22 protein-coding genes are annotated in these 22,854 nt (G+C 68.8%); 12 read left to right on the top strand and 10 right to left on the bottom strand.

The window, feature by feature from the left end; all coding sequences use genetic code 11:
- Window positions 1-61 precede the first annotated feature (61 nt).
- Window positions 62-556 carry an OsmC family protein gene (locus tag ASC55_RS04050; protein WP_055872820.1) on the top strand — a complete coding sequence of 165 codons (495 nt, stop codon included), beginning with the start codon at window positions 62-64 and terminating at the stop codon, window positions 554-556.
- Window positions 557-628: 72 nt separating this feature from the next.
- On the opposite strand, the gene ASC55_RS04045 is transcribed toward ASC55_RS04050, so the two are convergent.
- Window positions 629-1,426 carry a lysophospholipid acyltransferase family protein gene (locus ASC55_RS04045; RefSeq protein WP_017830981.1) on the bottom strand — a complete coding sequence of 266 codons (798 nt, stop codon included), beginning with the start codon at window positions 1,424-1,426 and terminating at the stop codon, window positions 629-631.
- Between the two features lie 123 nt (window positions 1,427-1,549).
- Between ASC55_RS04045 and ASC55_RS04040 the strand changes: the two genes are divergently transcribed.
- Both ASC55_RS04040 and dxr read left to right on the top strand, forming a co-directional pair.
- Complete coding sequence (locus ASC55_RS04040) at window positions 1,550-2,512, top strand: FKBP-type peptidyl-prolyl cis-trans isomerase (protein ID WP_055872818.1); 963 nt, start codon at window positions 1,550-1,552, stop codon at window positions 2,510-2,512.
- 37 nt (window positions 2,513-2,549) lie between these two features.
- A complete protein-coding gene (gene dxr, locus ASC55_RS04035) occupies window positions 2,550-3,632 on the top strand; it encodes a 1-deoxy-D-xylulose-5-phosphate reductoisomerase (protein ID WP_055868846.1) in 1,083 nt (360 codons plus the stop codon).
- 38 nt (window positions 3,633-3,670) lie between these two features.
- Here the strand turns inward: dxr and ASC55_RS04030 are convergent, their stop codons facing one another.
- From ASC55_RS04030 to ASC55_RS04020, 3 genes are all read right to left on the bottom strand, one after another.
- Window positions 3,671-5,293, bottom strand: a complete 1,623-nt coding sequence (locus ASC55_RS04030) for a Mur ligase family protein (RefSeq protein ID WP_055872816.1) — start codon at window positions 5,291-5,293, stop codon at window positions 3,671-3,673.
- Window positions 5,294-5,386: 93 nt separating this feature from the next.
- Entirely contained in the window at window positions 5,387-6,070 is a 684-nt protein-coding gene (locus ASC55_RS04025; RefSeq protein WP_055868842.1) for a YcnI family copper-binding membrane protein, read from the bottom strand.
- Window positions 6,071-6,174: 104 nt separating this feature from the next.
- Window positions 6,175-6,759, bottom strand: a complete 585-nt coding sequence (locus tag ASC55_RS04020; protein WP_055868839.1) for a hypothetical protein — start codon at window positions 6,757-6,759, stop codon at window positions 6,175-6,177.
- 64 nt (window positions 6,760-6,823) lie between these two features.
- Between ASC55_RS04020 and ASC55_RS04015 the strand changes: the two genes are divergently transcribed.
- The 3 genes from ASC55_RS04015 to ASC55_RS04005 all read left to right on the top strand — a co-directional run bounded on the left by ASC55_RS04015 (window position 6,824) and on the right by ASC55_RS04005 (window position 9,804).
- A complete protein-coding gene (locus tag ASC55_RS04015) occupies window positions 6,824-8,137 on the top strand; it encodes a M50 family metallopeptidase (RefSeq protein ID WP_157559404.1) in 1,314 nt (437 codons plus the stop codon).
- Between the two features lie 69 nt (window positions 8,138-8,206).
- Window positions 8,207-8,575 (top strand): YciI family protein, encoded by a 369-nt coding sequence (locus ASC55_RS04010; RefSeq protein ID WP_017830974.1) that lies wholly within the window; start codon window positions 8,207-8,209, stop codon window positions 8,573-8,575.
- Window positions 8,572-9,804 carry an RNA polymerase sigma factor gene (locus tag ASC55_RS04005; RefSeq protein WP_055872814.1) on the top strand — a complete coding sequence of 411 codons (1,233 nt, stop codon included), beginning with the start codon at window positions 8,572-8,574 and terminating at the stop codon, window positions 9,802-9,804. Before ASC55_RS04010 ends, ASC55_RS04005 begins: the two co-directional genes overlap by 4 nt.
- A gap of 19 nt (window positions 9,805-9,823) precedes the next feature.
- Here the strand turns inward: ASC55_RS04005 and ASC55_RS04000 are convergent, their stop codons facing one another.
- The gene (locus ASC55_RS04000; protein WP_055872812.1) at window positions 9,824-11,707 is read right to left on the bottom strand and encodes a chorismate-binding protein; all 1,884 of its coding nucleotides are present in this window, start codon (window positions 11,705-11,707) and stop codon (window positions 9,824-9,826) included.
- Window positions 11,708-11,879: 172 nt separating this feature from the next.
- Entirely contained in the window at window positions 11,880-12,506 is a 627-nt protein-coding gene (locus ASC55_RS03995) for a pyroglutamyl-peptidase I family protein (protein WP_055872810.1), read from the bottom strand.
- A gap of 60 nt (window positions 12,507-12,566) precedes the next feature.
- Here ASC55_RS03995 and ispG point away from each other — a divergent pair, with 60 nt between their 5' ends.
- The 3 genes from ispG to ASC55_RS03980 all read left to right on the top strand — a co-directional run bounded on the left by ispG (window position 12,567) and on the right by ASC55_RS03980 (window position 14,998).
- Window positions 12,567-13,718, top strand: coding sequence for a flavodoxin-dependent (E)-4-hydroxy-3-methylbut-2-enyl-diphosphate synthase (gene ispG, locus ASC55_RS03990; RefSeq protein ID WP_174233197.1), 1,152 nt, complete (start codon window positions 12,567-12,569; stop codon window positions 13,716-13,718).
- Between the two features lie 17 nt (window positions 13,719-13,735).
- On the top strand, window positions 13,736-14,068 hold the full coding sequence (locus ASC55_RS03985; RefSeq protein ID WP_055868827.1) for a nuclear transport factor 2 family protein: 333 nt from the start codon (window positions 13,736-13,738) through the stop codon (window positions 14,066-14,068).
- A 63-nt stretch (window positions 14,069-14,131) separates the two neighbouring features.
- Window positions 14,132-14,998 carry a hypothetical protein gene (locus tag ASC55_RS03980; protein WP_055868825.1) on the top strand — a complete coding sequence of 289 codons (867 nt, stop codon included), beginning with the start codon at window positions 14,132-14,134 and terminating at the stop codon, window positions 14,996-14,998.
- A 2-nt stretch (window positions 14,999-15,000) separates the two neighbouring features.
- Here the strand turns inward: ASC55_RS03980 and ASC55_RS03975 are convergent, their stop codons facing one another.
- Together ASC55_RS03975 and ASC55_RS03970 are read right to left on the bottom strand one after the other, a co-directional pair.
- The gene (locus ASC55_RS03975) at window positions 15,001-15,693 is read right to left on the bottom strand and encodes a hypothetical protein (RefSeq protein WP_055872809.1); all 693 of its coding nucleotides are present in this window, start codon (window positions 15,691-15,693) and stop codon (window positions 15,001-15,003) included.
- 28 nt (window positions 15,694-15,721) lie between these two features.
- Window positions 15,722-17,137: an RNB domain-containing ribonuclease gene (locus ASC55_RS03970; protein WP_055872806.1), complete on the bottom strand. Its 1,416-nt coding sequence runs from the start codon at window positions 17,135-17,137 to the stop codon at window positions 15,722-15,724.
- Between the two features lie 80 nt (window positions 17,138-17,217).
- Here ASC55_RS03970 and ASC55_RS03965 point away from each other — a divergent pair, with 80 nt between their 5' ends.
- Together ASC55_RS03965 and ASC55_RS03960 are read left to right on the top strand one after the other, a co-directional pair.
- The gene (locus ASC55_RS03965; RefSeq protein WP_017830965.1) at window positions 17,218-17,988 is read left to right on the top strand and encodes an isocitrate lyase/PEP mutase family protein; all 771 of its coding nucleotides are present in this window, start codon (window positions 17,218-17,220) and stop codon (window positions 17,986-17,988) included.
- 42 nt (window positions 17,989-18,030) lie between these two features.
- Window positions 18,031-19,788, top strand: coding sequence for a proline--tRNA ligase (locus tag ASC55_RS03960; protein WP_055872804.1), 1,758 nt, complete (start codon window positions 18,031-18,033; stop codon window positions 19,786-19,788).
- Between the two features lie 18 nt (window positions 19,789-19,806).
- Here ASC55_RS03960 and ASC55_RS03955 read toward each other — a convergent pair whose 3' ends face one another.
- Window positions 19,807-20,310: a pyridoxamine 5'-phosphate oxidase family protein gene (locus tag ASC55_RS03955; RefSeq protein ID WP_055868812.1), complete on the bottom strand. Its 504-nt coding sequence runs from the start codon at window positions 20,308-20,310 to the stop codon at window positions 19,807-19,809.
- 141 nt (window positions 20,311-20,451) lie between these two features.
- On the opposite strand from ASC55_RS03955, the gene ASC55_RS03950 reads away from it, so the two are divergent.
- On the top strand, window positions 20,452-21,492 hold the full coding sequence (locus ASC55_RS03950) for a TIGR00730 family Rossman fold protein (protein ID WP_055868809.1): 1,041 nt from the start codon (window positions 20,452-20,454) through the stop codon (window positions 21,490-21,492).
- On the opposite strand, the gene ASC55_RS03945 is transcribed toward ASC55_RS03950, so the two are convergent.
- The gene (locus ASC55_RS03945; RefSeq protein ID WP_055872803.1) at window positions 21,461-22,816 is read right to left on the bottom strand and encodes a flavin monoamine oxidase family protein; all 1,356 of its coding nucleotides are present in this window, start codon (window positions 22,814-22,816) and stop codon (window positions 21,461-21,463) included. The genes ASC55_RS03950 and ASC55_RS03945 overlap by 32 nt on opposite strands.
- Window positions 22,817-22,854: the final 38 nt, after the last annotated feature.

Genomic DNA, 22,854 nt, shown 5'->3' with positions numbered 1-22,854 from the left:
ACTCTAGCCCGGGGTGTGCGGCGTCTCGCGTCGTGTCGGAGGAGCCTGACAGACTGATCCCATGGCAGAGACGACCTCGCGCACTCTCGGCGAACACCACTATGCGCTCACCGCGACGTGGACCGGCAATACCGGCACCGGAACCACCGGCTACCGTGACTACCGCCGAGACGTGACGATCGAGGTCGGCGGAAAGCCCGATCTGCTCGCCTCAGCGGACAAGCCCTTTCGCGGTGACCCCTCACGATGGAATCCAGAAGACCTACTGCTGGCATCTCTCTCCGAGTGTCACCTGCTGTCGTACCTGCACGCGTGTGTCACTGCCGGCGTCGTCGTGGTGTCCTACCGTGACCGCGCGAGCGGAGTGATGCGCGAAGACGGCGCAGGCGGCGGCGCGTTCGTGGAGGTGCTGCTGTGCCCAGAGGTCGTCGTCGCCGAGGCTTCGATGATCGAGGCCGCCGAGCGCGCGCACGCTCAGGCGAACGAGTGGTGTTTCATCGCGAATTCGATGAACTTCCCGGTGCGTCACCAGGCGACGGTCAGCGCTCTCGCCTGACCGCGCGCTCTCGCCTGACCACGCGCTCTCGCCCGACCACGCGCTCGCACCTGACCACGCGCTCTCGCCGCGTCAGCGACGTTCGTGCGGTAGAGCCTGCTTGATCTTCTCGATCGTGCCCTGCGCAGGTGCCTCGTTGTACGCGCCCGCGAGCTCCTGGCCGGAGAGCCCGTGGATCGCGGCCATGATCTGATCCGTGGCGAGTCGACGCGCCCGTCCGCTGGTCGCCGGACCGTGCGGGGAAAGGTCGAGCGGTTCGCCGAAGCGCACCGTGATGCGCTCTTTGAGCGTGGGCATCTTCGCCCCCACCGGCATCACCTTGTCGGTGCCGATCAGACCGACCGGGACCACGGGTGCGCCGGTCTGGAGCGCGAGGAACGCGACGCCCGTGCGGCCCTTGTACAGCCGGCCGTCGGTGGAGCGGGTGCCCTCCGGGTACAGCGCTACGGCGAGTCCCTCGTCGAGGAGCTGGCGTTGCAGGTCGAGGGCATCCAGGGCGGCCTGTCCGGCGCCGCGGCGCACCGGGATCGCGCCGATCGACTCGAAGAACGTCTTGCTCATCCAGCCCTTGAAGCCGGTGCCCTCGAAGTACGTCGACTTCGCCAGGAAGTGCACCGGACGGGGTGCGGCGACCGGGATCGCGATCGAGTCGATGAAGGACAGGTGATTGCTCGCGAAGATGACGGGACCGCTCAGGGGGACGTTCTCGCGCCCTTCGATCCGGGGCCGGTACACCAGTCGAGCGAGAGGGGTGATGAGGCTGCGGCCGAGCGTGTAGGCGAACCCGGCGTGACGCGGCTTCGTCGTCTCCTCTGACGAGGCTTCCTCCGGTGACGAGGATTCGGGCTCGACGGACTGCTCAGAGGTCATCAGAGCAGATTACTCCCGGATCCATGCCAGCGTGGGAATGAAGACTTGCGCCGCGCCTCCCAGCGCGAGCAAAGGGGTATGAGGCAGGATGGAGTTTCCTGCCCGCGATCCCGAGGTCTCACTGTGCGCAAGCGTCCGCTCATCGTTCTGTCCACCGTCGCCGCGGCGACCCTTCTGCTGGCGGGCTGTGCCGGTGGCGCTGCGCCGGAGAGCTCCGGCACGCCTTCGCCGACCGCGTCCAGCGGATGTCTGCTGAACGCGCAGCCCGGTGCGACGTCCGACGCGGTCGTCGTCGACGGCGAAGGCCTCGACGCGAAGGTCACCGTCCCCGCGGACGCGCCGTTCGCCGACGTGGAGCGCACGATCATCTCCAAGGGCGACGGCGACGAGGTCGTCGCGAACGACCTCGTGGGCGTGAAGTTCCAGATCATCGAAGCCGCGACGGGTGAGATCGTCGACTCCTCGGCTCGCAGCGACGGAGGGGAAGCCTCCGTCCTCCTCGACCAGAACAACGCTTCACTGTTCATCGCAGCACTCGAGTGCCAGCCCCTCGGCACCCAGGTGGTCCTGGCGCTTCCCGGCAAGGTCTTCGGCGACGGCGGCACAGCCAAGGTCGTCTACGCCGAAGCGGTCGAGCAGCTCCCGGAGGTAGCGACGGGAACGCCGGTCGACCCGACCCCGGGCATGCCGACCGTCAAGCTCGACGACAAGGGCGCCCCGACCGTGACGATCCCGGACGGCGACGCGCCGACCGAGACCAAGGTCGCCGTCCTCAAGCAGGGTGACGGGGCGACGGTCGCCTCGGGCGATCTCGTCGTCGTGCAGTACCTGGGTGTCAAGTGGTCCGACGGCACGGAGTTCGACTCCAGCTGGAGCCGCGATGCCGCCCCGGCGCAGTTCCAGACCACCGGTGTCGTCGCAGGCTTCCAGAAGGCTCTCGAGGGCCAGCAGGTGGGCTCTCAGGTCATCGTCGTGATGCCGCCGTCCGACGGTTACGGCGCGAGCGAGGGACACGAACTCCAGAAGGAGAGCCTCGTGTTCGTCGTCGACATCCTCGCTACGACCCCGGTCCAGCAGCAGCAGTAACCGAGGCGGAGCCGTGGGCGTGACCTAGGCTGGCGTTATGCGTCGCGTCATCGTCCTCGGCTCCACCGGCTCCATCGGCACCCAGGCACTGGATGTGATCCGGGCCAACCCTCGTCGATTCGAGCTGGTCGGTCTCGCCGCCGGTTCGAACGCAGAGATGCTGGAGGCACAGGCCGCGCAGTTCCAGGTCGAGTCCACCGCTCTCGGAGCCGTCGAGGCCGAGCAGCTCGTCCGCGATGTCGAAGCCGACGTGGTGCTCAACGCCATCACCGGCTCGATCGGGCTCGGCTCGACCCTCGCGGCGCTGAAGGCGGGCCGCACACTCGCCCTCGCGAACAAGGAGTCCCTCATCGTGGGCGGCGACCTCGTGCTCGCCGCGGCAGCTCCCGGTCAGATCGTCCCTGTGGACTCCGAGCACTCCGCGCTCGCGCAGGCGCTGCTCGCCGGCACTCACGCAGAGGTGCGGCGGCTCGTGGTGACGGCATCCGGCGGTCCGTTCCGCGGACGCAGCCGCACGGAACTGACCCAGGTCACCCCGGCGGAGGCGCTCGCGCACCCCACGTGGGACATGGGGCGCATGGTCACGACGAACTCCGCGACCCTGGTGAACAAGGGACTCGAGGTGATCGAGGCGCACCTGCTCTTCGACATCGCGTATGACGACATCGACGTCGTCGTGCATCCGCAGTCGATCGTGCACTCGATGGTCGAGTTCATCGACGGCTCCACGATCGCTCAGGCCTCGCCGCCCGACATGCGCCTGCCGATCTCTCTCGGTCTGGACTGGCCGCACCGTGTCGGCGGTGTCGGACGACCGCTGGACTGGTCGTCCGCCACCTCCTGGACCTTCGAGCCGCTCGATGCAGAGGCGTTCCCGTCCGTGGCGCTGGCGAAAGCCGTCGGACGCGCGGGCGGTACGTTCCCCGCCGTATACAACGCGGCCAACGAGCAGGCCGTCGACGCGTTCCATGAGGGACGGCTCTCGTTCCTCGGCATCGTCGACACGATCGCCCGTGTCATCGACGCGCATGATGCGCCGGACGCGCTCACGGTCGAAACTCTTGCCGCGGCCGAATCCTGGGCGCGTGCGACCGCCGACCGCATGATCGCGGCCGTCTGAGGAGTCCGCCAGGGCGCTTCACCGCCCTGGCGTTCGGATCAGTCCTCGTCGGGGTAGGGCACCGGCCAGCGCGAGTCGGGCACCGGCCAGCCGGCGGCGCGCAGTGCCCGGCGGGCGAGCTCGCGTGCCGAGTAGGGCGTGCGGACCCCGCGGATGTCCCGGTAGTCCTGATGCCCGGGGCCTGCCCAGAGGATCGCATCGCCGTCGCCCACGAGTCCGACCGCGGTGACGATCGCGTTCTCGGGCGGCGAGGCCTCGTGGATCTCGGCATCCGGTCGTGCCTTGCGGGCGCCTTCGATGAGAGTCGCCCGGATGGAGGCAGGGTCCTCGAAGCGCGGGTGGTGGTCGGTGACCACGAGGATGTCGCTGCCTTCGACAGCGGTGCGCGCCATGTCGAAGCGTTTGCTCGCATCGCGGTCGCCATCGGCACCGAACAGCATCAGCACCTTGCCCGGGGTCACTCGGCGGACGGCGGCGAGCGTCTTCTCGAACGCGTCGGGGGAGTGACCGAAATCGACGAACACGGCGGGGCCGGTCGCTCCGGAGACCAGTTGGGTGCGACCGGGGAGATAGGCGCGGATACCGCCGTCGCGGGTGAGCGCCTCGACGATGCGATCCCAGGCGTAGCCGCCTTCGAGCAGCATCACGATCGCCAGGGCCGCGTTGGCGGCCATGTGCGGCCCGATCACCGGGACCGTGGTCGTGAGGGAACCGGCAGGGCCGGTCATCGTGAACGTGGTGCCGGCTGCCCGCTCGTCGTCGATGACGACGACCCAGTCCGCGGCGGTCGCGGCCTCGGGGTCTGCGGCGATGGACGGAGTGCCCACCGTGACGACAGGGATCTCGGCACGGTCGACGACGATCGCCCCCGAGGGGGAGTCGAGGCAGATGACGCCGCGCTCGGCACGATCGGGGCGGAACAGCGGCAGCTTCGCCTCGAAGTACTCGTCCATGTCGGCGTAGTCGTCGAGGTGGTCGTGGCTCAGGTTGGTGAAGCCGGCGACGTCGAACCGGATGCCGTCGACGCGGTGACGGGAGAGCGCCTGCGCGCTGACCTCGACGGCGACGGCTTCGACCGCACGTTCGCGCATGAGTGCCAGCAGTGCGTGCATCTCGGAGGCTTCGGGGGTGGTCAGCCTCGAGACGATGACCTCGCCGGCGATATGACGTTCGGCGGTGGAGGAGAGTCCGGTGACGACGCCGATCTGATCCAGGATGCCTTCCAGCAGGTGGGAGACGCTGGTCTTGCCGTTGGTTCCGGTCGTCGCGAACAGCAACGGGAGCGGGTCGCCTGCTCCGGTGCCGTAGACCCACGCGCTGAGGTCGCCGAGCACAGCGCGAGGGTCATCGACCACGAGGATCGGGAGTCCCGCCGCTTCTGCGATCTCCGCGCCGGCCTCGTCCGTGATGACGGCGACGGCGCCCTTCTCGGCGGCGGTGACGGCGAAGTCCGCACCGTGCCGATTGACGCCCTGGATCGCGACGAACGCCTCGCCGGGGCGGAGATCCGCCGTCGCGAGGGTGATGCCGGTGAGGGCGATCCCGTCGACGTCACCGCGAACGGTGCGGGCGAAGCGGGAAGCGAGTTCGGACAGCTCACGCCGGGGCGGGTTCGCGGGGCGGAGCACGGGAGGCAAGCTCGGTTGTTGTTCAATCGACATGGCGGATCCATGATCTCACGACCGCGGTGGGAACCACTCGCGGCACGGCCCCTCGCGCTCCGGAGAGCGCAGCGCGAGGGGCCGTGCAGGCCGTCAGGCGCGGCGTCGGTAGGCGAGGATCGCGACCACGAGGGCGGCGAAGCCGGCGACGAGACCGCCGGCGCCGAGAGCCACTCCCAGGGGGTCGGAGACCGCGGACGTGGCGGTGGCCTCGTCGCCCTTGTCGGCATCTTCGGTCTCGGCGTGCTCGCCGTGCCCGCCGGCGGCGGCCGCGGTGACGGAGACGACCGGGGCGGGTGCGTCGAGGCTGTGCGGGTCCTCGCCGTTCTCGGCGAGCTGCGTCCACTCGGTCGAACCCTCGACGCACTCCTGCACGACGGGGAACGCCAGCGTGTCGGGCGTGTTCTCGTCCAGGCCGACTCCCATGCTCACCGCGCCGCGAAGGTCGGTGGGCACCGGCGCGACGGCGGTGTACGTCACGGCGCTGACGAGGCCGTCATCACCGCGTTCGACCTCGATGTTCCAATTGCTGTCCATGGTCGGTGCCACCGAGGCGAGGCCCTCGGGCATCGTGATGCGCAGGGCGGTGGTGGGGGAGTTCTCGCAGCCGTGGGAGAACGAGAAGGTGAGCACGCCGTGGTCTCCTGCGGCGAGCTCGTCGGGGCTGACGCCCACGTGGGCGCCGGCCATGGCGGGGACGGCGAGGGCGAGGGTGGCTCCGCCGAGGACGCCGAGGGCGGCGAGGCTGAGACGACGGGTACGGGTGTTGCGGGACATGAGAGATCTCCTGGTGCTCGAAGTGCGGGCGCGCCACGACGGCGCGTCTCCGCGAAAGGGGTGATGCCGCCCCGTCGGGGGTCGGCGGACTCCGGTGCGACGGATCAGTCGCGGGCGAGCGCAGGAGGACCGCGTCTGGGCACAGCGGCCGAGACGGCGGCGTCGAAGGAGACGACGGTGACCGAACGCAGTCGAGGCGGTCGGCGATGCATCGCGGGCGCCAGCGCGGATGCGCGTCGGAAGAGTGCGTCGACCCAGCGGGCGACGATGCGCACGACCGCTTCCGCATGCCACACCAGGATCGTGGTGAGCACGGCCGCGACGACGTGCGCGAACAGCATCAGTGCGCCGGGAGCCGCTGCGGGTGCCGTAGACCCGAGAAGCGCCACGTCGAGATGGTGGGAGTGTGCGCCGCCGGCGATCGGCGTCGTACCCGTCGGGGCGCCCAGCAGCTGGAACAGGACGTGGAAGGCGCCCTGCGCGAGGAAGACCGCCAGGGCTACACGGCCGCGCGACTGCCTGACGCCGACCAGCACGGCGGACAGCGGTGTGACCAGAGTCGCGATCGCGAGGATCAGCAGCGCATGCGGAGCCGCTCCGCCGCCCAGAGTGTGGGACAGTGCGGCGAGCAACGTCGCCACCGAGGATACGGCGGCAGCGCGCACGAGTCGCAGCTGCCGGGCATTCACGCTCTCAGCCTAGCTGCGCCGCGGCGCCGGGCGGATTCCTAGCTGGGGGCACTAACGTTGGCACGTGGAATTCCTGCTCTATCTGGCCGGCATCCTGTTCATGCTGATCGGCCTCGGGCTGTCGATCGGCCTGCATGAGGTCGGGCATCTCGTCCCCGCGAAGCTCTTCGGCGTGCGCGTCGGTCAGTACATGATCGGCTTCGGCCCGCGGCTGTGGTCTCGGCGCATCGGCGAGACGGAGTACGGGTTCAAGCTGCTTCCGCTGGGGGGCTTCATCTCGATGTCGGGCATGTACCCGGCGTCGAAGAGCTCCGGTCCGGCCTCCGGCGTCTTCCGCTCATTGATCCAGGATGCGCGTAGCGCGAACGACGAGACCATCGCGGAGGGCGCGGAAGATCGCGTCTTCTACCGCCTGCCCGTGTGGAAGCGCGTGATCGTGATGCTCGGCGGTCCCGCCATGAACCTCGTGCTCGCCACGGTGATCTTCACCGTGCTGCTGTCGGGGATCGGCCTGCAGCAGGGAACCACCACCATCGCCTCGGTGACCGAATGCGTGGTGCCCGCGGGCTCGACGGCGACCGAGTGCACACCGGATGACCCGGCCTCACCCGCCGCGGAAGCCGGGATCAAGCCGGGAGATGTCATCGTGTCCGTCGACGGACAGCCGGTGTCGACGTTCGCCGAGGCCACCACGATCGTGCAGGCGGCACCGGGCGAGACGCTCGACATGGTGGTGCGACGTGATGGGGCGGAGAAGTCGCTGCGTCTCACGCCGATCGCGGCAGAGCGCACGATCACCGACGCCAGCGGCCAGCCGGTCCTCGACGACGCGGGAAAGCCTGTCGTCAAGGAGGTCGGCTATGTCGGGATGGGGGCGCAGATGGGCTACGTGCAGCAGCCCCTCACCGCCGGCCCCGAGATGGCCGCGGACAGCACCGCTCGGGTAGCATCCATGATCGTCACGCTCCCTGTGCGTCTGTGGGACGTCGGCGTCTCCCTCGTCACCGGCGGAGAACGCGACCCGAATGGACCGCTGAGCGTCGTCGGGGTCGGACGCCTTGCAGGTGAGGTCGCCGCGACCGATGCGCCCATCCTCAACAGGTTCGCCTTCCTGCTCGGTCTGCTGGGCTCGCTGAACATCGCGCTGTTCGTCTTCAACCTCATCCCGCTGCTCCCGCTCGACGGTGGTCACATCGTCGTCGCGCTGTGGGACGGCATCAAGCGCGCGTGGGCCAAGCTCTTCCGCAGGCCGCCCCCGGCGCCCGTCGATGCGACGAAGCTCGTGCCGCTGACCGTCGTCGTCGCGGTGCTTCTGATCGCGATGGGAGCGCTGCTGCTCGTCGCCGATCTGTTCAACCCGGTGAATCTTCTCGGCTGAGGTGTCGAATTCGTCCTTGTCCGTTCGCTGAAGGGGTGAAACGGTTCTCAAGACGAAAGGACGAACCTCATGAAGTACGTCATCATGTTTACATCCACCCCCGCGCACGACGCCGCCGTCTCGCCGGAGGTCGCTCAAGACGTATACGCGCGTGTCTACCAGTGGTTCCAGGACAACGCCGACTCGATCGAGGACAGCGGCGCAGAACTGCAGCCGGTCGATGCGGCGACCACCGTGCGACACGGGGCCACGGGTGCAGTCGTCGTCGACGGTCCCTTCACGGAGGCGCGTGAGGCCGTCGGCGGTTTCACTCTCATCGATGTGCCCGACCTCGACGCCGCGATAGCCCTGGCGCGGACGTGGCCGATGCTCGAGCTCGAGGGCACCTCGGTCGAGATCCGTCCGATCGTGACGGACTACAGCCAGTTCGAGCAGTGAACGCCTCGGATGCCGCGTCATCGGGGGATGCGGCATCCGATCGCGCCCTGGAGCGGGTGGTCCGAGGCGAGTCCGCCCGGATCGTCGCGGCTCTCACCACATCGCTCGGCAACCTCGATCTCGCGGAGGAGTCCGTGGCCGAGGCTGTCGCCGAAGCTCTGGTCGGATGGCGCGTGAGGGGAGTCCCGCCGAATCCGGCCGCGTGGCTCACCACGGCTGCGCGTCACAACGCACTCGATCGGCTGCGCCGCGACAAGCGCTACCGCCAGAAGCTCGCGATCCTCTCCGACCGGGCGCCGCTGGTCGACACCGAAATGGACGAGCGACTGCCACTGCTGTTCGGATGCTGCCATCCGGCGCTGTCCGAGCCCGCACAGCTCGCGCTCACCCTGCGCGCGGTGTGCGGCCTGACGACCGAGCAGATCGCCAGGGCGACGATGAGCACTCCGGCCGCCGTCGGACAGCGCATCGTGCGCGCCAAGCGCAGGATCGGCGCGGCAGGGATCCCGCTGCGCGTGCCGGAGGGCGGGGAGCGGGCACCGCGCCTGGACATGGTCCTCACCGTGATCTCGGTCATGTACAACATGGCGCATCTCCTGCCGGGCTCGGACTGCGGGGCGGATCGCGACGTCGCAGAAGACGCACTCTGGCTGGCGGAGGTCGTGGCGCACGCCCTCCCTGGTGAACCCGAAGCATGGGGGCTCGTGGCGCTGCTGAAGTTCCATCGCAGCAGAGAGCCGGCGCGAGCGCTCGAGGGCGAGATGGTCCTGCTCGCCGATCAGGACCGGATGCGGTGGGACGCTGCGCTTCAACGCGATGCCCATCGAGCGCTCTCGCGCGCTGCAGGGATGCGGCGGTCAGGTCGTTGGCAGCTGCATGCGGCCATCGCTGCGTGTCATTCCGATGCGCAGCAGTTCGCCGACACGGACTGGGCACAGATCGTCGCGCTCTATGACCTGCTTCTCGTCCACGACGCTTCGCCCGTGGTTCGTCTCAATCGCGCCGTCGCGGTCGGGCAGACCGGCGACGTGAAGCGCGCGCTCGCGGAGGTGGAGGCCCTTCATGACGATCTGGTGCGCTTCCACCTCTGGCATGCCGTGCGCGGCGACCTGCTGCGGCGAACCGGACGGGAAGAGGAGGCTCTCGCGGCACTCCGCGATGCCCACGAGCTCGCGGTGAATGACGCGGAGCGACGCCTGCTCCGCTCCCGGGTATCGCTCGAGCTCTGACCGACCCCGTTTCGACGGATCAGGCGAGGGCGTGCGACACGAGGCGCTCGAGCGTGCGGATCCCGTCGCGCGAGAGGATCGACTCGAGATGTCCCTGCACCGAGGCGAAGTGCGCCCCGCGGAGCGCGTACACATCGCCGGAGTCGGGATCCGCTGACACGTCGGCATCCCCGACGGTCATCGTGCCAGGGCTGACCCGCGCGGTGAAGGTGTTGTAGAAGCCGATCGATGCGTCCTCTCCGAACACCGGCACGGACTTCTGCAGACCCTGATGCGGGGTATCGAGCGGAGTCAGCGAGATGCCGAGCCTGTCGGCGAGGATCTGGTGGCTGAGGCACACCGCGAGCAGCGGTGCGTCGGAATCGAGTCGACGCGCGACCACGGCGCGCATCCTGGCGATGCGGGCGTTCTCCGTATCCCGCGGATCTCCGGGACCTGGGCCTGCGACGACGAGGTCTGCGGCATCCAGATCGGCGTCCCGCACCTCGCTCCAGGGGGCGATGGTCACCGCGAGACCCAGATGGCGCAGCTGGTGGGCGAGCATGGTCGTGAAACGGTCCTCGGCATCCACGACGAGGGCCGAGTGTCCGGCGAACGGGCCCGTGAACTCCTCGCCCTGCGGGTTGAGCCAGAACTCGGCCAGACGGGCGTTGCGCGACGAGAGCAGCTCGGCGATCGCGGGGTCGTCGGCGAGGGCACGTGCCGCGCCCGGAGCGTCCGCATCGCTGCGTGCCTCGGCGACGCGGTCCCGGTCGATCGCTCCGATGGCACCCAGCACGCCGGCGGCCTTGCCGTGCGTCTCGGACACCTCGCCCATCGGGTCGGAGTGCCGAACGAGCGTCGCACCGACCGGCACGCGGAGGGTACCGTCCTGGAGGTACACGGTACGGATGAGGATCGGCGCGTCCAGGTCGTGGCCGCCGTCGGCGTTCGGGGTGAACAGGGCGGCGACTCCGGAGTAATAGCCGCGGGGCTCGCGCTCGTGGCGACGGATGACGGCGCACGCGTTCTGCATGGGCGACCCGGTGACGGTCGGCGCGAACATGGTCTCGCGCAGGATGTCGCGCGGATCGAGGGAGCTGCGTCCGCGAAGCATGTACTCGGTGTGCGTGAGCCGCGACATCTCCTTGAGGTGGGGGCCGGTGATCCGCCCACCGTCGGAGCACACGGCGCTCATCATCTTGAGTTCCTCGTCGACGACCATGAACAGTTCCTCGGTCTCCTTGGTCGAGGCGAGGAAGTCGATCAGCGTCTCCTTCGTCGAACCACCGGCCGGGTGACGGAACGTTCCGGAGATCGGGTTCATCGTGACGATGCCTTCGCGGGCGACCACATGGGCCTCCGGGCTGGCGCCGACGGCGATGTGCCCGGGAGTGACGACGGCGAAAGTCCAGTAGGCGCCGCGTTCGTGCGTGAGCAGCGCACGGAACCAGGTGAGGGCGGCCGTCCGGTCGTCGACGTCGATGCCGGCGGTGAAATCGCGCCGGATGACGAAGTTCGCACCCTCCCCGCGGCCGATCTCTTCGGCGATGACCTTCTCGACGATCGCGGCGTACTCGGCGTCGGCGATGTCGAAGCCGTCGTCGTGGAGCGCGACGGGTGTGCGGGGGAGGGCCGTGAGAAGTTCCGCGGTGGGCAGGTGCAGATGCTCGTCGACGACCACGCACCGCAGCGGGGCACCGTCGTCCTGGGCGACGAATCCGCGTTCACGCACCTGGCGATAGGGGACCATCGAGAACACCTCGCGAGGGGTGCCGTCGATGGTCAGCGGGATATCCGCGAGCAGATCGACGTCGACGACCTCCCCGCTGAGCAGCTCGACGGTGTCGGCGCCGTCACGTGCGATCAGCACGAAGGACGCCGTCGGATCGGCGCTGAGCTCGGCGAGTCGTGAGAGGGTCATCGATGTCTCCTGTGCTGTGCTCCGGCTCGGCGCAACGAAAAGACCGCCGAGGTCGGCGGTCTGAATTCGTGGGAACGCGAACACACCGCCTAGAAGGCGGGCCACCAGGTGAAGTTCGCGAGCATGGGGCCGAAACTACCACATCGCGCGTGGCGGCCCGAGCGCGATGACGTCACCAGATGCTGCCGCCCGGCTCTTTCGTCTCGGTGTCGAGGGCGTGATCGACGACGAGACGCACCGCTCGAGCCAGCTGCGCCTCGGCGAGATGCGGAGCGTCTGCGGGAGCGGTGCCGGTCGACCAGGGGAGGTGCACGAACCCTGCGATGGCATTCGGCCCGATCGCACCCAGCGCGGTGTACAGCACGTGGTTGCACACGTACGCGCCCGCCGACAGCGAGAGCCGCGCCGGGAGTCCTTCGGCGATCAGCTCGTCGACGAGACGCTTGACGGGAAGCGTCGAGAACCGCGCCGCAGGGCCGCCGGCCTCGCTGGGCACGTCGACGGGCTGTGCGCCGTCGTTGTCGGGGATGCGCGCATCGATCAGGTTCACCCCGATGCGCTCGAGGGCGATGTGTGAGCTCCCACCGGCGAGTCCGGTGGCGATGACGACATCAGGGGAGTGGCGCTCGATCAGGGCGCGCAGGCGGCGCGCCGAGGCGTCGAATGCGACGGGAAGAGTCGCGACGACCAGGTCGTGCGGGCCGTCGTAGTCGGCCACGACGGCGTTCACCGCATCCGCAGAGGGGTTGCGCGCGGCGCCGTCGAAGGGTTCGAAGCCGGTGAGGAGGACGACTGCCATTCATCCAGCGTAGGTGCGTCCGTCCAGCCCACTTGCATCCTGGCGGCGTAGGCTTGAGGGGTGCCAGCAGTGAACCTCGGAATGCCGAAGATCCCCGAAGTCCTCGCCCCGCGCCGTAAGTCCCGGCAGATCAAAGTGGGCAAGGTGCTCGTGGGCGGCGACGCTCCCGTCAGCGTGCAGTCGATGACGACCACGAAGACGACCGACATCAACGGGACTCTCCAGCAGATCGCCGAGCTCACGGCCTCCGGCTGCGAGATCGTGCGCGTCGCCGTGCCGCATCAGGACGATGCCGACGCGCTGAAGATCATCGCGATGAAGAGCCAGATCCCTGTGATCGCGGACATCCACTTCCAGCCGCGCTACATCTACACGGCGATCGACGCCGGATGCGGGGCGGTTCGAGTGAACCCCGGGAACATCCGGGAGTTCGACGGCAACGTCGGCAAGATCGCGGAGGCGGCGAAGGCCGCGGGTGTTTCGCTGCGCATCGGTGTCAACGCCGGATCGCTCGACCGCCGCATCCTCACCAAGTACGGCAAGGCGACGGCCGAGGCGCTGGTCGAGAGCGCCGTCTGGGAGGCGTCGCTGTTCGAGGAGCACGACTTCCACGACTTCAAGATCTCGGTCAAGCACAACGACCCGATCGTGATGGTCAAGGCGTACCGGCTGCTGGCTGAGCGGGGCGATTGGCCTCTGCACCTCGGCGTGACCGAGGCCGGCCCGGCGTTCCAAGGCACGATCAAGAGCGCCACGGCGTTCGGCATCCTGCTCGGCGAGGGCATCGGCGACACGATCCGGGTGTCGCTGTCGGCGCCGCCGGCCGAAGAGGTCAAGGTGGGCCACCAGATCCTGCAGTCGCTGAACCTGCGTGAGCGCAAGCTCGAGATCGTCTCGTGCCCCTCGTGCGGTCGTGCGCAGGTCGACGTATACACGTTGGCCGAGAACGTCACCGAGGGACTCAAGGACATGACCGTCCCGCTTCGGGTCGCCGTGATGGGCTGCGTCGTCAACGGACCCGGTGAGGCCCGAGAGGCCGACCTCGGCGTCGCCTCGGGCAACGGCAAGGGGCAGATCTTCGTGAAGGGTGAAGTCATCAAGACCGTGCCTGAGGCGGACATCGTCGCCACGCTGATCGAAGAAGCCAACCGCATCGCCGCAGAGATGGGCCCGGAAGCGCCGCTCGGCACCGCCCAGGTCGTCACGGTCTGAGCCAGGAGGAGCACCACATGTCCGATCACACACTTCCCGCTCCTGTGCAGGCGATGATCGACGCGATCAACGCCGCCGACACCGAGGCATTCGTGGATGCCTTCACCGCCGACGGTTTCGTCAGCGATTGGGGCACGGTCAAGGCCGGCCCCGCTGGGGTGCGCGACTGGGCGGGCAGTGACGCGATCGGCGCCGGTGCGCAGATGACCGTGCTCTCGGCCGAGACCGAGGGCGACACCACGCGCCTCCGTTTCGGATGGGCGAGTCGCGTCTTCAACGGTGAGTCCGACGGCATCTTCGTCGTCGAGGGCGACAAGCTCGCCAGCTTCACGATCCCCCCGTCCCACTGACACGTCAGCTGCGGGCTGTCGAGCCCGCGCGCCGACTGCGTGCCGTCGAATCCTAGGAGAACCATGTCGACGCCCACCATCGTGACCTTCGCGGCAGGCGCCATCGCCGGAGATGGCATCGTCACCCGTGTCGAGAACCACCCGGACGGCCCCGTCGTGGTCGTGGACACGACACCCTTCCACCCCGTCGACCACACCTGGCCGGATCAGCCGGGCGACACGGGGACCATCGCGGTCGCCGGCGACACCGTCCAGGTGACGGAGGCGCTGATGGCCGCGATCTCGGATGAGGGCGAGTTCGCCGTCGGGAGCGACATCCCCGTCAAGCGCGGGGCCGACGGCTGGACCTGGCTCGTCGGGCATCGGATCGAGGGTGCCGCTCCGGCTGCTCTCGTCGAGGGTGCGCGGGTGACGCTCTCGGTCGAGGGTGCGCGTCGTGTCGGCCTCAGCCGCGGCCACACCGCATGTCACCTCGCCTCTCTCGCGCTCGACCGGGCCCTGGCGGACCTCTGGCGCAAGGAACCCGGTGTCGACGCCCTCGGTGCCCCCGACTTCGAGGGCCGCGCCAATCAGTCGAGTCGGATCCACGAGGACGGGGCCGTCGACGAGTACCGTCTGGGCAAGAGCCTGCGCAGGGCCGGGTTCGACACCGAGACGTTCGCGGCGACGCTCACCGATCGGGAAGCACGCGTCAACGACCAGCTCGCGGCATGGGTCGCCGCCGGTGTCTCCAGCAGCGTCGAGACCGAGGGCCCGTCCATCGTCGACCGTCGTCGTTGGCACTGCGAACTCCCCGAGGGCGAGGCCGTGATCCTCTGCGGAGGAACGCACGTCGACTCGCTCGCCGCGTTCGCCTCGATCACGGTGTCGCTCGACCTGAGCGATCCTCAGCTCCTGGTCATGACGACCGTGGCGACGCCAGCCGACTGACGTCAGCGGACGAATCCCGCCTGCACCCGTCCGCCCGCGCGCTCGAGTTCCGCCTCGACGCGATCAGCGAAGCCGGCGAGGTCGTCGGCGAGCAAGGGGGTACTCAGCAGGTCAGCACGCTCCTGGCTCAGATCGCGCAGGCGTCGCGGAAGCCACTTGCCGGTCGCGACCCAGCGTCCACCGTCCAACAGCATCAACTCCGCGATCCGCTCGAACAGCGTGCCGGCGATCACCCGTTGCTCCAGAACGTCCGTCGCGTCCCTCAGATCGTCGAGCAGGTCGGTGATCATGTACCGCCGCAACCGAGACTCCGTCACATCCAGGAGTGGACCGGCGGCGAGAATGTCACTCCACCGCGATCGAAGAGCGTCGAACGCGGCGTTCTCGCGGATCGCGACCCCCTCCACGAGCATGTGCGCGATCACCGGGCGCTGCTGGGTAACTCCGCGATCCGCCCATTCTTCGAAGCCTTGCGGCGTGTAGGCGAACACCTCGAAGATCTCGCCTTCGAACTCATGAGTGGCGGCCTCGCCGGACTGCGGAACCTGGCCGAAGAGAGACGCGCCGATGAGCAGAAGATCGATGTCGCTGGTCGCGGTGCGTTCCTCGCGTGCTGTGCTTCCGGCGACGATAGCGATCTCGGCGTGAGGGTACGTCGATGCGACGAACCTCTCAGCGCGCTCAGCATGATCCATCTCGACAGGGTAGCGGTGGTCGAGATGTTCAGATCACGAACTCGACCTCTCCCTTCGCGATGTCAGCCCGAGCCACCCGGAGCTGGACGACATCGCCCGGCTTCGCCCCCATGGGCAGGGGTGCCGTCGCCGTGACCGCGGGGTCGGCGAGTTGGATCGCCGCACGCTCGCCCCGCAGCTCGATCACGGTCGCCTCCATCGTCGAGCCAACCAGCGGCGTCAGGAGCGCGGCTTCGACGCTGTTGATCGTGGCGGCGTTCAGTCGTGAGGCGCGCTGACCGGACTCCTGCATCAGCGCGGGCAGCTCGGCGAGTGAGGCGCGTGCCCATTCGGGGGCAGGCGTGCCGTTCGAGGCGGCGAGGCAGATCGCGAGGGCCCACCGATCGACCAGTCGGCGCAGGGGAGCGGTCGCGTGAGCATAGGGGGCGGCGATGGCGGCCTGCACAGTATCCTTCGGTGTCTCGCCGTCGAACACCAGATACCCCGCTCCGCGGAACAGTGACGAAGCGGCCTCCAGCACGGGGAGCGTCATCGGGTCGGCGCGGTCGAGGTTTCGCAGGTACTCGCCGTAGGTGCCCGTCGTCCACGGTCGACCGAGGGCTTCCGTCTGGTGCCGGAACGTCTCGAACGCCGCGTCATCCGGTTCCGGCATGGTCCGAAGGATCCCTACCCCGGCGTCGAGCATCAGGGTCGCGGCTGCCATCCCCGTCATGAGCGAGAGCTGGGCGTTCCATTCCTCCACGGGCAGCGGGCTGCGACGCTCGATCGCATAGGTGCCGTCCTGAGCGCGCACGACCTCTTCATCGGGCAGGTTCAGGCTCGCTCCGCCGCGCAGGCGCTCCTGCTCCATCCGCAGGGCGCCGATCTCGGGCAGCAGCGCGGCCGGCCCGTCTTCGCCGAGATCGAGCGACATCTGGGTCGTGGCGTAGTCGAGCTGGGCGCGCGAGCGGATCAACGCGCGCTCCAGACGGAAGGTCGAGACCACGCCGGCGGAGTCGAGGGCGAATGTCCACACCAATGCCGGTCGATCGACATCGGCGAGCAGCGACGCGCGATCCTCGCTCAGGACCCGCGGATGCAGGGGGATCGAGCCGTCGGCGGCGTACAGGGTCTGTCCGCGCCGCCGAGCCTCGGCATCGACGGCGCCACCCGGGACGACGAAGCCGGGGACGTCGGCGATCGCGTAGCGAACCGTGTAGCCGCTGCCGTCGCGCTCGAGATGAAACGCCTGATCGAGGTCGCGAGAACCCTCGGGATCGAGCGTCGCGAAGGGGATGTCGCGAAGGTCGAGTTCGGGTACCGTCGCCGTCGATGCCTCGGCCTCGGCGATCACATCCTCAGGGAAGTCGACGGGGGCTTCGGTCGACTCGCGCAGAGCGGCGAGCGCCGTGGCCAGTTCGGTCTGGGCGGCAGACGGGGCGACGTGTGATCGGCGCTGAGGCATGGCTCCACCCTAGGCGCGAGTGATCGGGAGGAGCTCGGCGAAGCGGCCCTGCGGATGGCAACCCGCGTTAGCGTGGACTCATGACCACTGCAGCCAAGGCCCAGACCCTTGTCGGACTCTATGACGCACCGGAGATCCTCCGCGTCGTGAATGTGTGGGACGTCGTGTCCGCGCGGGCGGTCGCCGCCCTCCCCGAGACGAAGGCGATCGCCACGGCCGGGCACGGCATCGCCGCGTCGTTCGGCTATGACGACGGTGCCACTCCGCGCGAGATCATGATCGACATGGTGGGTCGCATCGCGGCTGCCGTCGCGGTGCCGGTCTCGGCCGACCTCGATGACGGATACGGCGACGCGGGCGAGACCACGCGCCTCGCGATCGGCGTCGGGGTCGTCGGCGCGAACATCGAGGATCGCCTCAAGCCGCTCGACGAGTCCGTCGCCGCTGTCGCAGCGATCGTGAAGGCGGCGGAGGCCGAGGGCGTCCCGTTCGCCCTCAACGCCCGCACCGACGCGTTCGTCCGCGCCGGAGGGCGCCCGGTGCCGGAGAGCATCGCCGACGCCATCCAGCGCGGTCGGGCGTATCTCGACGCGGGAGCGACGGCCGTGTTCATCCCCGGCATCCTCGACATGAACGTCACCCGTCAGCTCGTCGAGGGCATCGGAGAGCGCAAGGTCAGCGTCATCGGGCTCCCCGGTGCCCTCGCCGCCTCCGAGTACGAGAAGCTCGGCGTCGCGCGCATCTCGTACGGTCCGCTGCCGCAGCGCGTCGCGCTGACCGCGCTGCAGGAGCTCGCCGCCGACCTCTACGCGGGCGGTGTGGTCCCGGGGAACCTTCCGGCGCTGAACTGACACGGTCGAAGACGAGTGACCGCGGCTCACTAGACTTGCTCCGTGGTCACTCGTCTTTCGAACTTCTTCCTCCGCACGCTCCGTGAAGACCCTGCAGGCGCAGAGGTCGCCAGCCATCGGCTGCTGATCCGGGCCGGATACATCCGCCCGCAGGCCGCCGGCATCTTCGCGTGGCTGCCACTGGGGCTGCGCGTCAAGTCGAAGATCGAGACCGTCGTCCGCGAGGAGATGGCTGCTGCCGGCGCGCAGGAGGTGCACTTCCCGGCTCTCATGCCGCGTGAGGCCTACGAGGCCACCGGCCGCTGGGACGAGTACGGCGATCTGCTCTTCCGTCTTCAGGATCGCAAGGGAGGCGACTACCTCCTCGCGCCCACGCACGAGGAGGCCTTCACCATGCTGGTGAAGGACCTGTACTCGTCGTACAAAGACCTGCCGCTCACGATCTACCAGATCCAGGACAAGTACCGTGACGAGGCGCGCCCCCGGGCGGGCCTGCTCCGCGGCCGCGAGTTCACGATGAAGGACGCGTACTCCTTCGACTCGTCCGACGAGGGTCTCGACGCCAGCTACCAGGCGCAGCGTGATGCGTACGAGCGCATCTTCCAGCGGCTCGGACTCGAGTACGTGATCGTCCAGGCCGACGCCGGCGCCATGGGCGGATCCCGTAGCGAGGAGTTCCTGCACCCGACACCGGTCGGAGAAGACACCTTCGTGCGCAGCGCCGGTGGATACGCGGCCAACGTCGAGGCGTTCACCACTGCGGTTCCGGAGGCGATCGCCTACGAAGCCGACGCGACCCCGGTGATCTTCGATTCCCCGGACACGCCGACCATCGAGACGCTGGTCGTGCACGCGAACCGTGAGCTCGAGGGCGAGTACACCGCGGCCGACACCCTCAAGAACGTCGTGCTCGCACTCACGCACCTCGACGGCACGCGCGAGCTGGTCATCGTCGGCATCCCCGGCGATCGCGAGGTCGACGAGAAGCGCGCCGAGGTCGCCTTCGCGCCCGCCGAGGTCGAGACGGCGACCGCCGACGACTTCGAGAACAACCCGCTGCTCGTGAAGGGCTACATCGGCCCTTGGTCGCCCACAGGGGCGGTGCTCGGCGAGGAGTCCGCGACCGGGATCCGCTACCTGGTCGACCCGCGTGTGAGCGAGGGCACGAGCTGGATCACCGGCGCGAACATCGACCAGAAGCACGCGCACTCCGTCGTCGCCGGACGCGACTTCGCCGCCGACGGCGTCGTGGAGATCGCGAACGTGCGCGCGGGTGACCCGGCGCCCGACGGCTCGGGGCCGGTCGAGCTCGCGCGAGGCATGGAGATCGGACACGTCTTCCAGCTCGGCCGCAAGTACGCCGAGGCCCTGGGGCTGAAGGTGCTGAACGAGAACGGCAAGCTCGTCACGGTGACGATGGGTTCGTACGGCATCGGTGTGACCCGCATCCTCGCGATCATCGCCGAGCTCAACAACGACGACAAGGGCCTCATCTGGCCGGCGTCCGTCGCGCCGTTCGACGTGCAGGTCGTCGCCGCGGGTCGCGATCAGGTCGCGTTCGAGGTGGCGGAGAGCATCTCCGCGCAGCTCGAGGCCGCGGGACTCGACGTGCTCTACGACGACCGCCCCAAGGTATCGCCCGGTGTGAAGTTCGGCGACGCCGAACTCGTCGGCGTCCCGAAGATCGTCATCGTCGGACGTGGGGCCGCCGAAGGCCAGGTCGAGCTGTGGGACCGCGCCACGGGGGAGCGTGACGCGGTCACCGTCGACGAGGTCGTCGGGCGGCTCTCCACCCGCTGAGCCCGTGCGGCCGCGTCGTCAGCAGACGATGCGGCCGTGGTTCATGATGTCGTCGTCAGGCGTGTCGCGGGTGACGAGGGACTTGAGCGCACCCGCAGCGAGCGCGAGCCTGCCCTTCGAGGGTTCCCAGAACTCCGTGACCTTCGGGGTCACCTTCAGAAGCGCGATGCCGGGAGTGTCGAGGCCGTCGGCGAACCAGATCTCCAGAGACGCGGAGTAGAGCTCCTCCATCTTCGCGCGGTCATGCACGACCTCTGCCGTTCCCGCGACGGACACGTAGCGCATCCCCTTCGCATCGCAGTAGGCGAGTCCGACGTCACGGTGCTTGCGCGCTTCATCGACCTTCTCGGTGTCTTCGGAGGTGAAGAACCAGATGTCGCCGGCATCGTCCATCTGCCGGGTCGACATCGGTCGACTCACGAGGTTGCCGTCGTCGTCGGTGGTGGTGAGCATCGTGATGTCGATGTCCTCCACGAGCTCGGCGACGCGGGCGAGGGCTTCGGGTCCTGTGATCTCGGTCATGGCATCAGCGTGCCGCCTGCCGTGGCGGTGGTCACGGGCATTGACACCGTGGCGGTGCCGTGACAGGGAGGTGCCGGCGTCTCGCAGCGACACCCCGGCGTTGCGGCCCGCGGTCGCACCGTCGCATGACACCCTGGTGACATGATCGACGAACCACTCCCCGAGGCCCTCAGCTCCGAGATCAACGCCGTGCTCGACGACGCGGGAGTGCACGCCGATCGACGATTGATCATGCGCATGCTGCGCACGGCGATCCTGCTCGGCGAGGACGGTGCCGATCGTCTCGACCTCAAGATCGCCTCGGCGGCTCTGGCTGAGATGCGCGATGCGTTCCGGCTGTTCGCGCCGTTCCGCGGAGTCCCCAAGGTGACCGTCTTCGGATCGGCCCGCACCCGGCATGACGATCCGCTCTACCTCACGGCTCGCGATGTGGCGGCGGCCCTGGCGGGCGACGGCTGGATGGTCGTCACGGGTGCCGGACCCGGCATCATGCAGGCGGCGTCGGAGGGAGCGGGCCCCGCTCTCTCGCTGGGCGTCTCCATCCGGCTGCCCTTCGAGGAGAAGCCGAACGGCTTCGTGACCGGTCAGGACCACGTCGTCGCGATGAAGTACTTCTTCACGCGCAAACTCATGCTGATCAAGGAATCGCTTGGATTCATCTGCCTTCCCGGCGGATTCGGCACTCTCGACGAGATGTTCGAGCTGCTCACCCTTCAGCAGACGGGGAAGGCCGAGCCGACCCCCATCGTTCTCCTCGACGAGCCCGGGGGCACCTTCTGGCAGGGTCTGCGCAGCTTCATCGACGATCACCTCGCTCCGACCGGGGTGATCTCGGAGGGTGACTTCGACCGCGTCGTGATCACGGATTCGGTGGAGGCGGCGCGCGCGGAGATCACCGGGTTCTGGCACAACTACGACTCGTTGCGGTGGGTGGGCGACGCCCTGGTGCTGCGCCTGAAGGCCGTGCCGACGGATGACGAGATCGAAACGCTCAACCAGCAGTTCGCCTCGATGCTCTCGACGGGCCGGATCGAGCGGACGGCTCCGCGGCAACCCGAGGTCGCCGACGACGACAACCTCGACCTGCCGCGTCTGATCCTGCACCTGGATCAGCGGCAGGTGGGCAACCTGTTCCGGCTGATCGGAGCGATCAACGCGCTTCCGTCTGCTCCCGCGCGGTGATGCGGGCCGCGAAGTCCGTGAGGTCGACGGAGCGATCGAGGATGCGCTCCGCGGCCCGGTGCCCGGAGTAGAACGCCGCACCGACCGTTGCCGGTTCGTCGCCCCAGGTGGCCTCGCCGGCGAAGTGCAGTACCCCGTCGACGGGCCCCGCGAGCGCGTCGTGGTCGTGATGCGTGGAACCCAGTGCGAGGTGCGAGTAGGAGCCGTTCGAGAACTCGTCCTCACCCCAGCGGGTGACCCAGTGGGCGAGCGGCTCGCCCACGGCATCCGGGTAGAGGACCCGCAGCGCATTCACCGCGTCGGCGACGATCTCCGCATCGGGCAGCTCTTGCATACGGCGACCGAAGGGTCCGGCGGCGAAGGTCAGCAGTGTCGGGATGCCGCTGACGGCGGAGACGTCGTACCAGGAGTGCCAGTGCTCGCCGGCCTCGCCGAGGGCACGGATCACGTAGGTCCCCTCGTTCCAGAAGCGCTCGGGGAACTGGACGAACACCTTGTTGAAGACGCCCATCCCGAGCCGGGAGACGGGGCCTGCGACCGCGTCGGGCAGTGCCGGCTCGAACGCGATCGTCCCCGCCTTGAGTACCCCGAGGGGCACGGTCACGATCGCCCTGGCGGCCCGGTACTGCGTCTCGCCCGCGTGCACGACGACGCCGTCGCCTGACCGGCTCACCCGCGTCACGACCGTCTCCAGGCGCACATCGAGGCCGGAGCCGATGCGTCGGGGCAGCTCGTCGTACCCGCGGGGGAAGATCACCTCGTCGCCCTCGATCGCGTCCTCGTCGAGGCCATGGGCGTCGAGGTCGCCGATCCAGGCCCCGCACTGCTCCTCGACCCGATGGCGGAAGAACTCGCGGATGTCGTCGATGCGCTCCGGGGCGAATCCCGACCGGTCGAGGGCACGCTCGGTCACATCCAGGTAGGTGTCGCCGGGGGAGGAGGCGGCGATCTCCTCCACGAGCAGACGATCGGCCATGTCGACGTCGGCGATCCACTGCGCAGTGGCCGCCTCGTCCATCGGATGCCCGTCGCCGTCGAAGTTCTCGATCGGGCGCCCGCCCACCTGGAAGCTGCCCACGGTGTATTCGATCGCCGGGATCCTCAGCGCGTGGACGAGGTTCCACAGAGGCGAGTCCTCGATCCCATGGATCCACGACGCGCCGAGGTCGACCGGGAATCCGGTACCGCGGTCGGTGTGCATCCGACCGCCGATGCGGTCGCGTCCTTCCAGGACCACGACGCTCTGGCCCGCGTCGGCGAGCATCCGGGCGCTCGTGAGCCCCGACATCCCGGCGCCGATCACGATCGTGTCGAATGTGCTCACGTGCTCCTCCTCGAGCGGCTCGTGTATCCCGACGCCGC

It is taken from the genome of Microbacterium sp. Root322, from assembly GCF_001425645.1.
Taxonomy (GTDB): domain Bacteria; phylum Actinomycetota; class Actinomycetes; order Actinomycetales; family Microbacteriaceae; genus Microbacterium; species Microbacterium maritypicum.
Note: the sequence above shows the minus strand (reverse complement) of the source record. Positions and strands in the feature narration are given on the sequence as shown.

Coding starts and splice junctions, on each gene's coding strand:
- ASC55_RS04050 (WP_055872820.1), top strand. CDS start 62: ATGGCAGAGACGACCTCGCGCACTCTCGGCGAACACCACTATGCGCTC.
- ASC55_RS04045 (WP_017830981.1), bottom strand. CDS start 1,426: ATGACCTCTGAGCAGTCCGTCGAGCCCGAATCCTCGTCACCGGAGGAA.
- dxr (WP_055868846.1), top strand. CDS start 2,550: ATGCGTCGCGTCATCGTCCTCGGCTCCACCGGCTCCATCGGCACCCAG.
- ASC55_RS04030 (WP_055872816.1), bottom strand. CDS start 5,293: ATGTCGATTGAACAACAACCGAGCTTGCCTCCCGTGCTCCGCCCCGCG.
- ASC55_RS04025 (WP_055868842.1), bottom strand. CDS start 6,070: ATGTCCCGCAACACCCGTACCCGTCGTCTCAGCCTCGCCGCCCTCGGC.
- ASC55_RS04010 (WP_017830974.1), top strand. CDS start 8,207: ATGAAGTACGTCATCATGTTTACATCCACCCCCGCGCACGACGCCGCC.
- ASC55_RS04000 (WP_055872812.1), bottom strand. CDS start 11,707: ATGACCCTCTCACGACTCGCCGAGCTCAGCGCCGATCCGACGGCGTCC.
- ASC55_RS03995 (WP_055872810.1), bottom strand. CDS start 12,506: ATGGCAGTCGTCCTCCTCACCGGCTTCGAACCCTTCGACGGCGCCGCG.
- ASC55_RS03985 (WP_055868827.1), top strand. CDS start 13,736: ATGTCCGATCACACACTTCCCGCTCCTGTGCAGGCGATGATCGACGCG.
- ASC55_RS03980 (WP_055868825.1), top strand. CDS start 14,132: ATGTCGACGCCCACCATCGTGACCTTCGCGGCAGGCGCCATCGCCGGA.
- ASC55_RS03975 (WP_055872809.1), bottom strand. CDS start 15,693: ATGGATCATGCTGAGCGCGCTGAGAGGTTCGTCGCATCGACGTACCCT.
- ASC55_RS03970 (WP_055872806.1), bottom strand. CDS start 17,137: ATGCCTCAGCGCCGATCACACGTCGCCCCGTCTGCCGCCCAGACCGAA.
- ASC55_RS03965 (WP_017830965.1), top strand. CDS start 17,218: ATGACCACTGCAGCCAAGGCCCAGACCCTTGTCGGACTCTATGACGCA.
- ASC55_RS03955 (WP_055868812.1), bottom strand. CDS start 20,310: ATGACCGAGATCACAGGACCCGAAGCCCTCGCCCGCGTCGCCGAGCTC.
- ASC55_RS03950 (WP_055868809.1), top strand. CDS start 20,452: ATGATCGACGAACCACTCCCCGAGGCCCTCAGCTCCGAGATCAACGCC.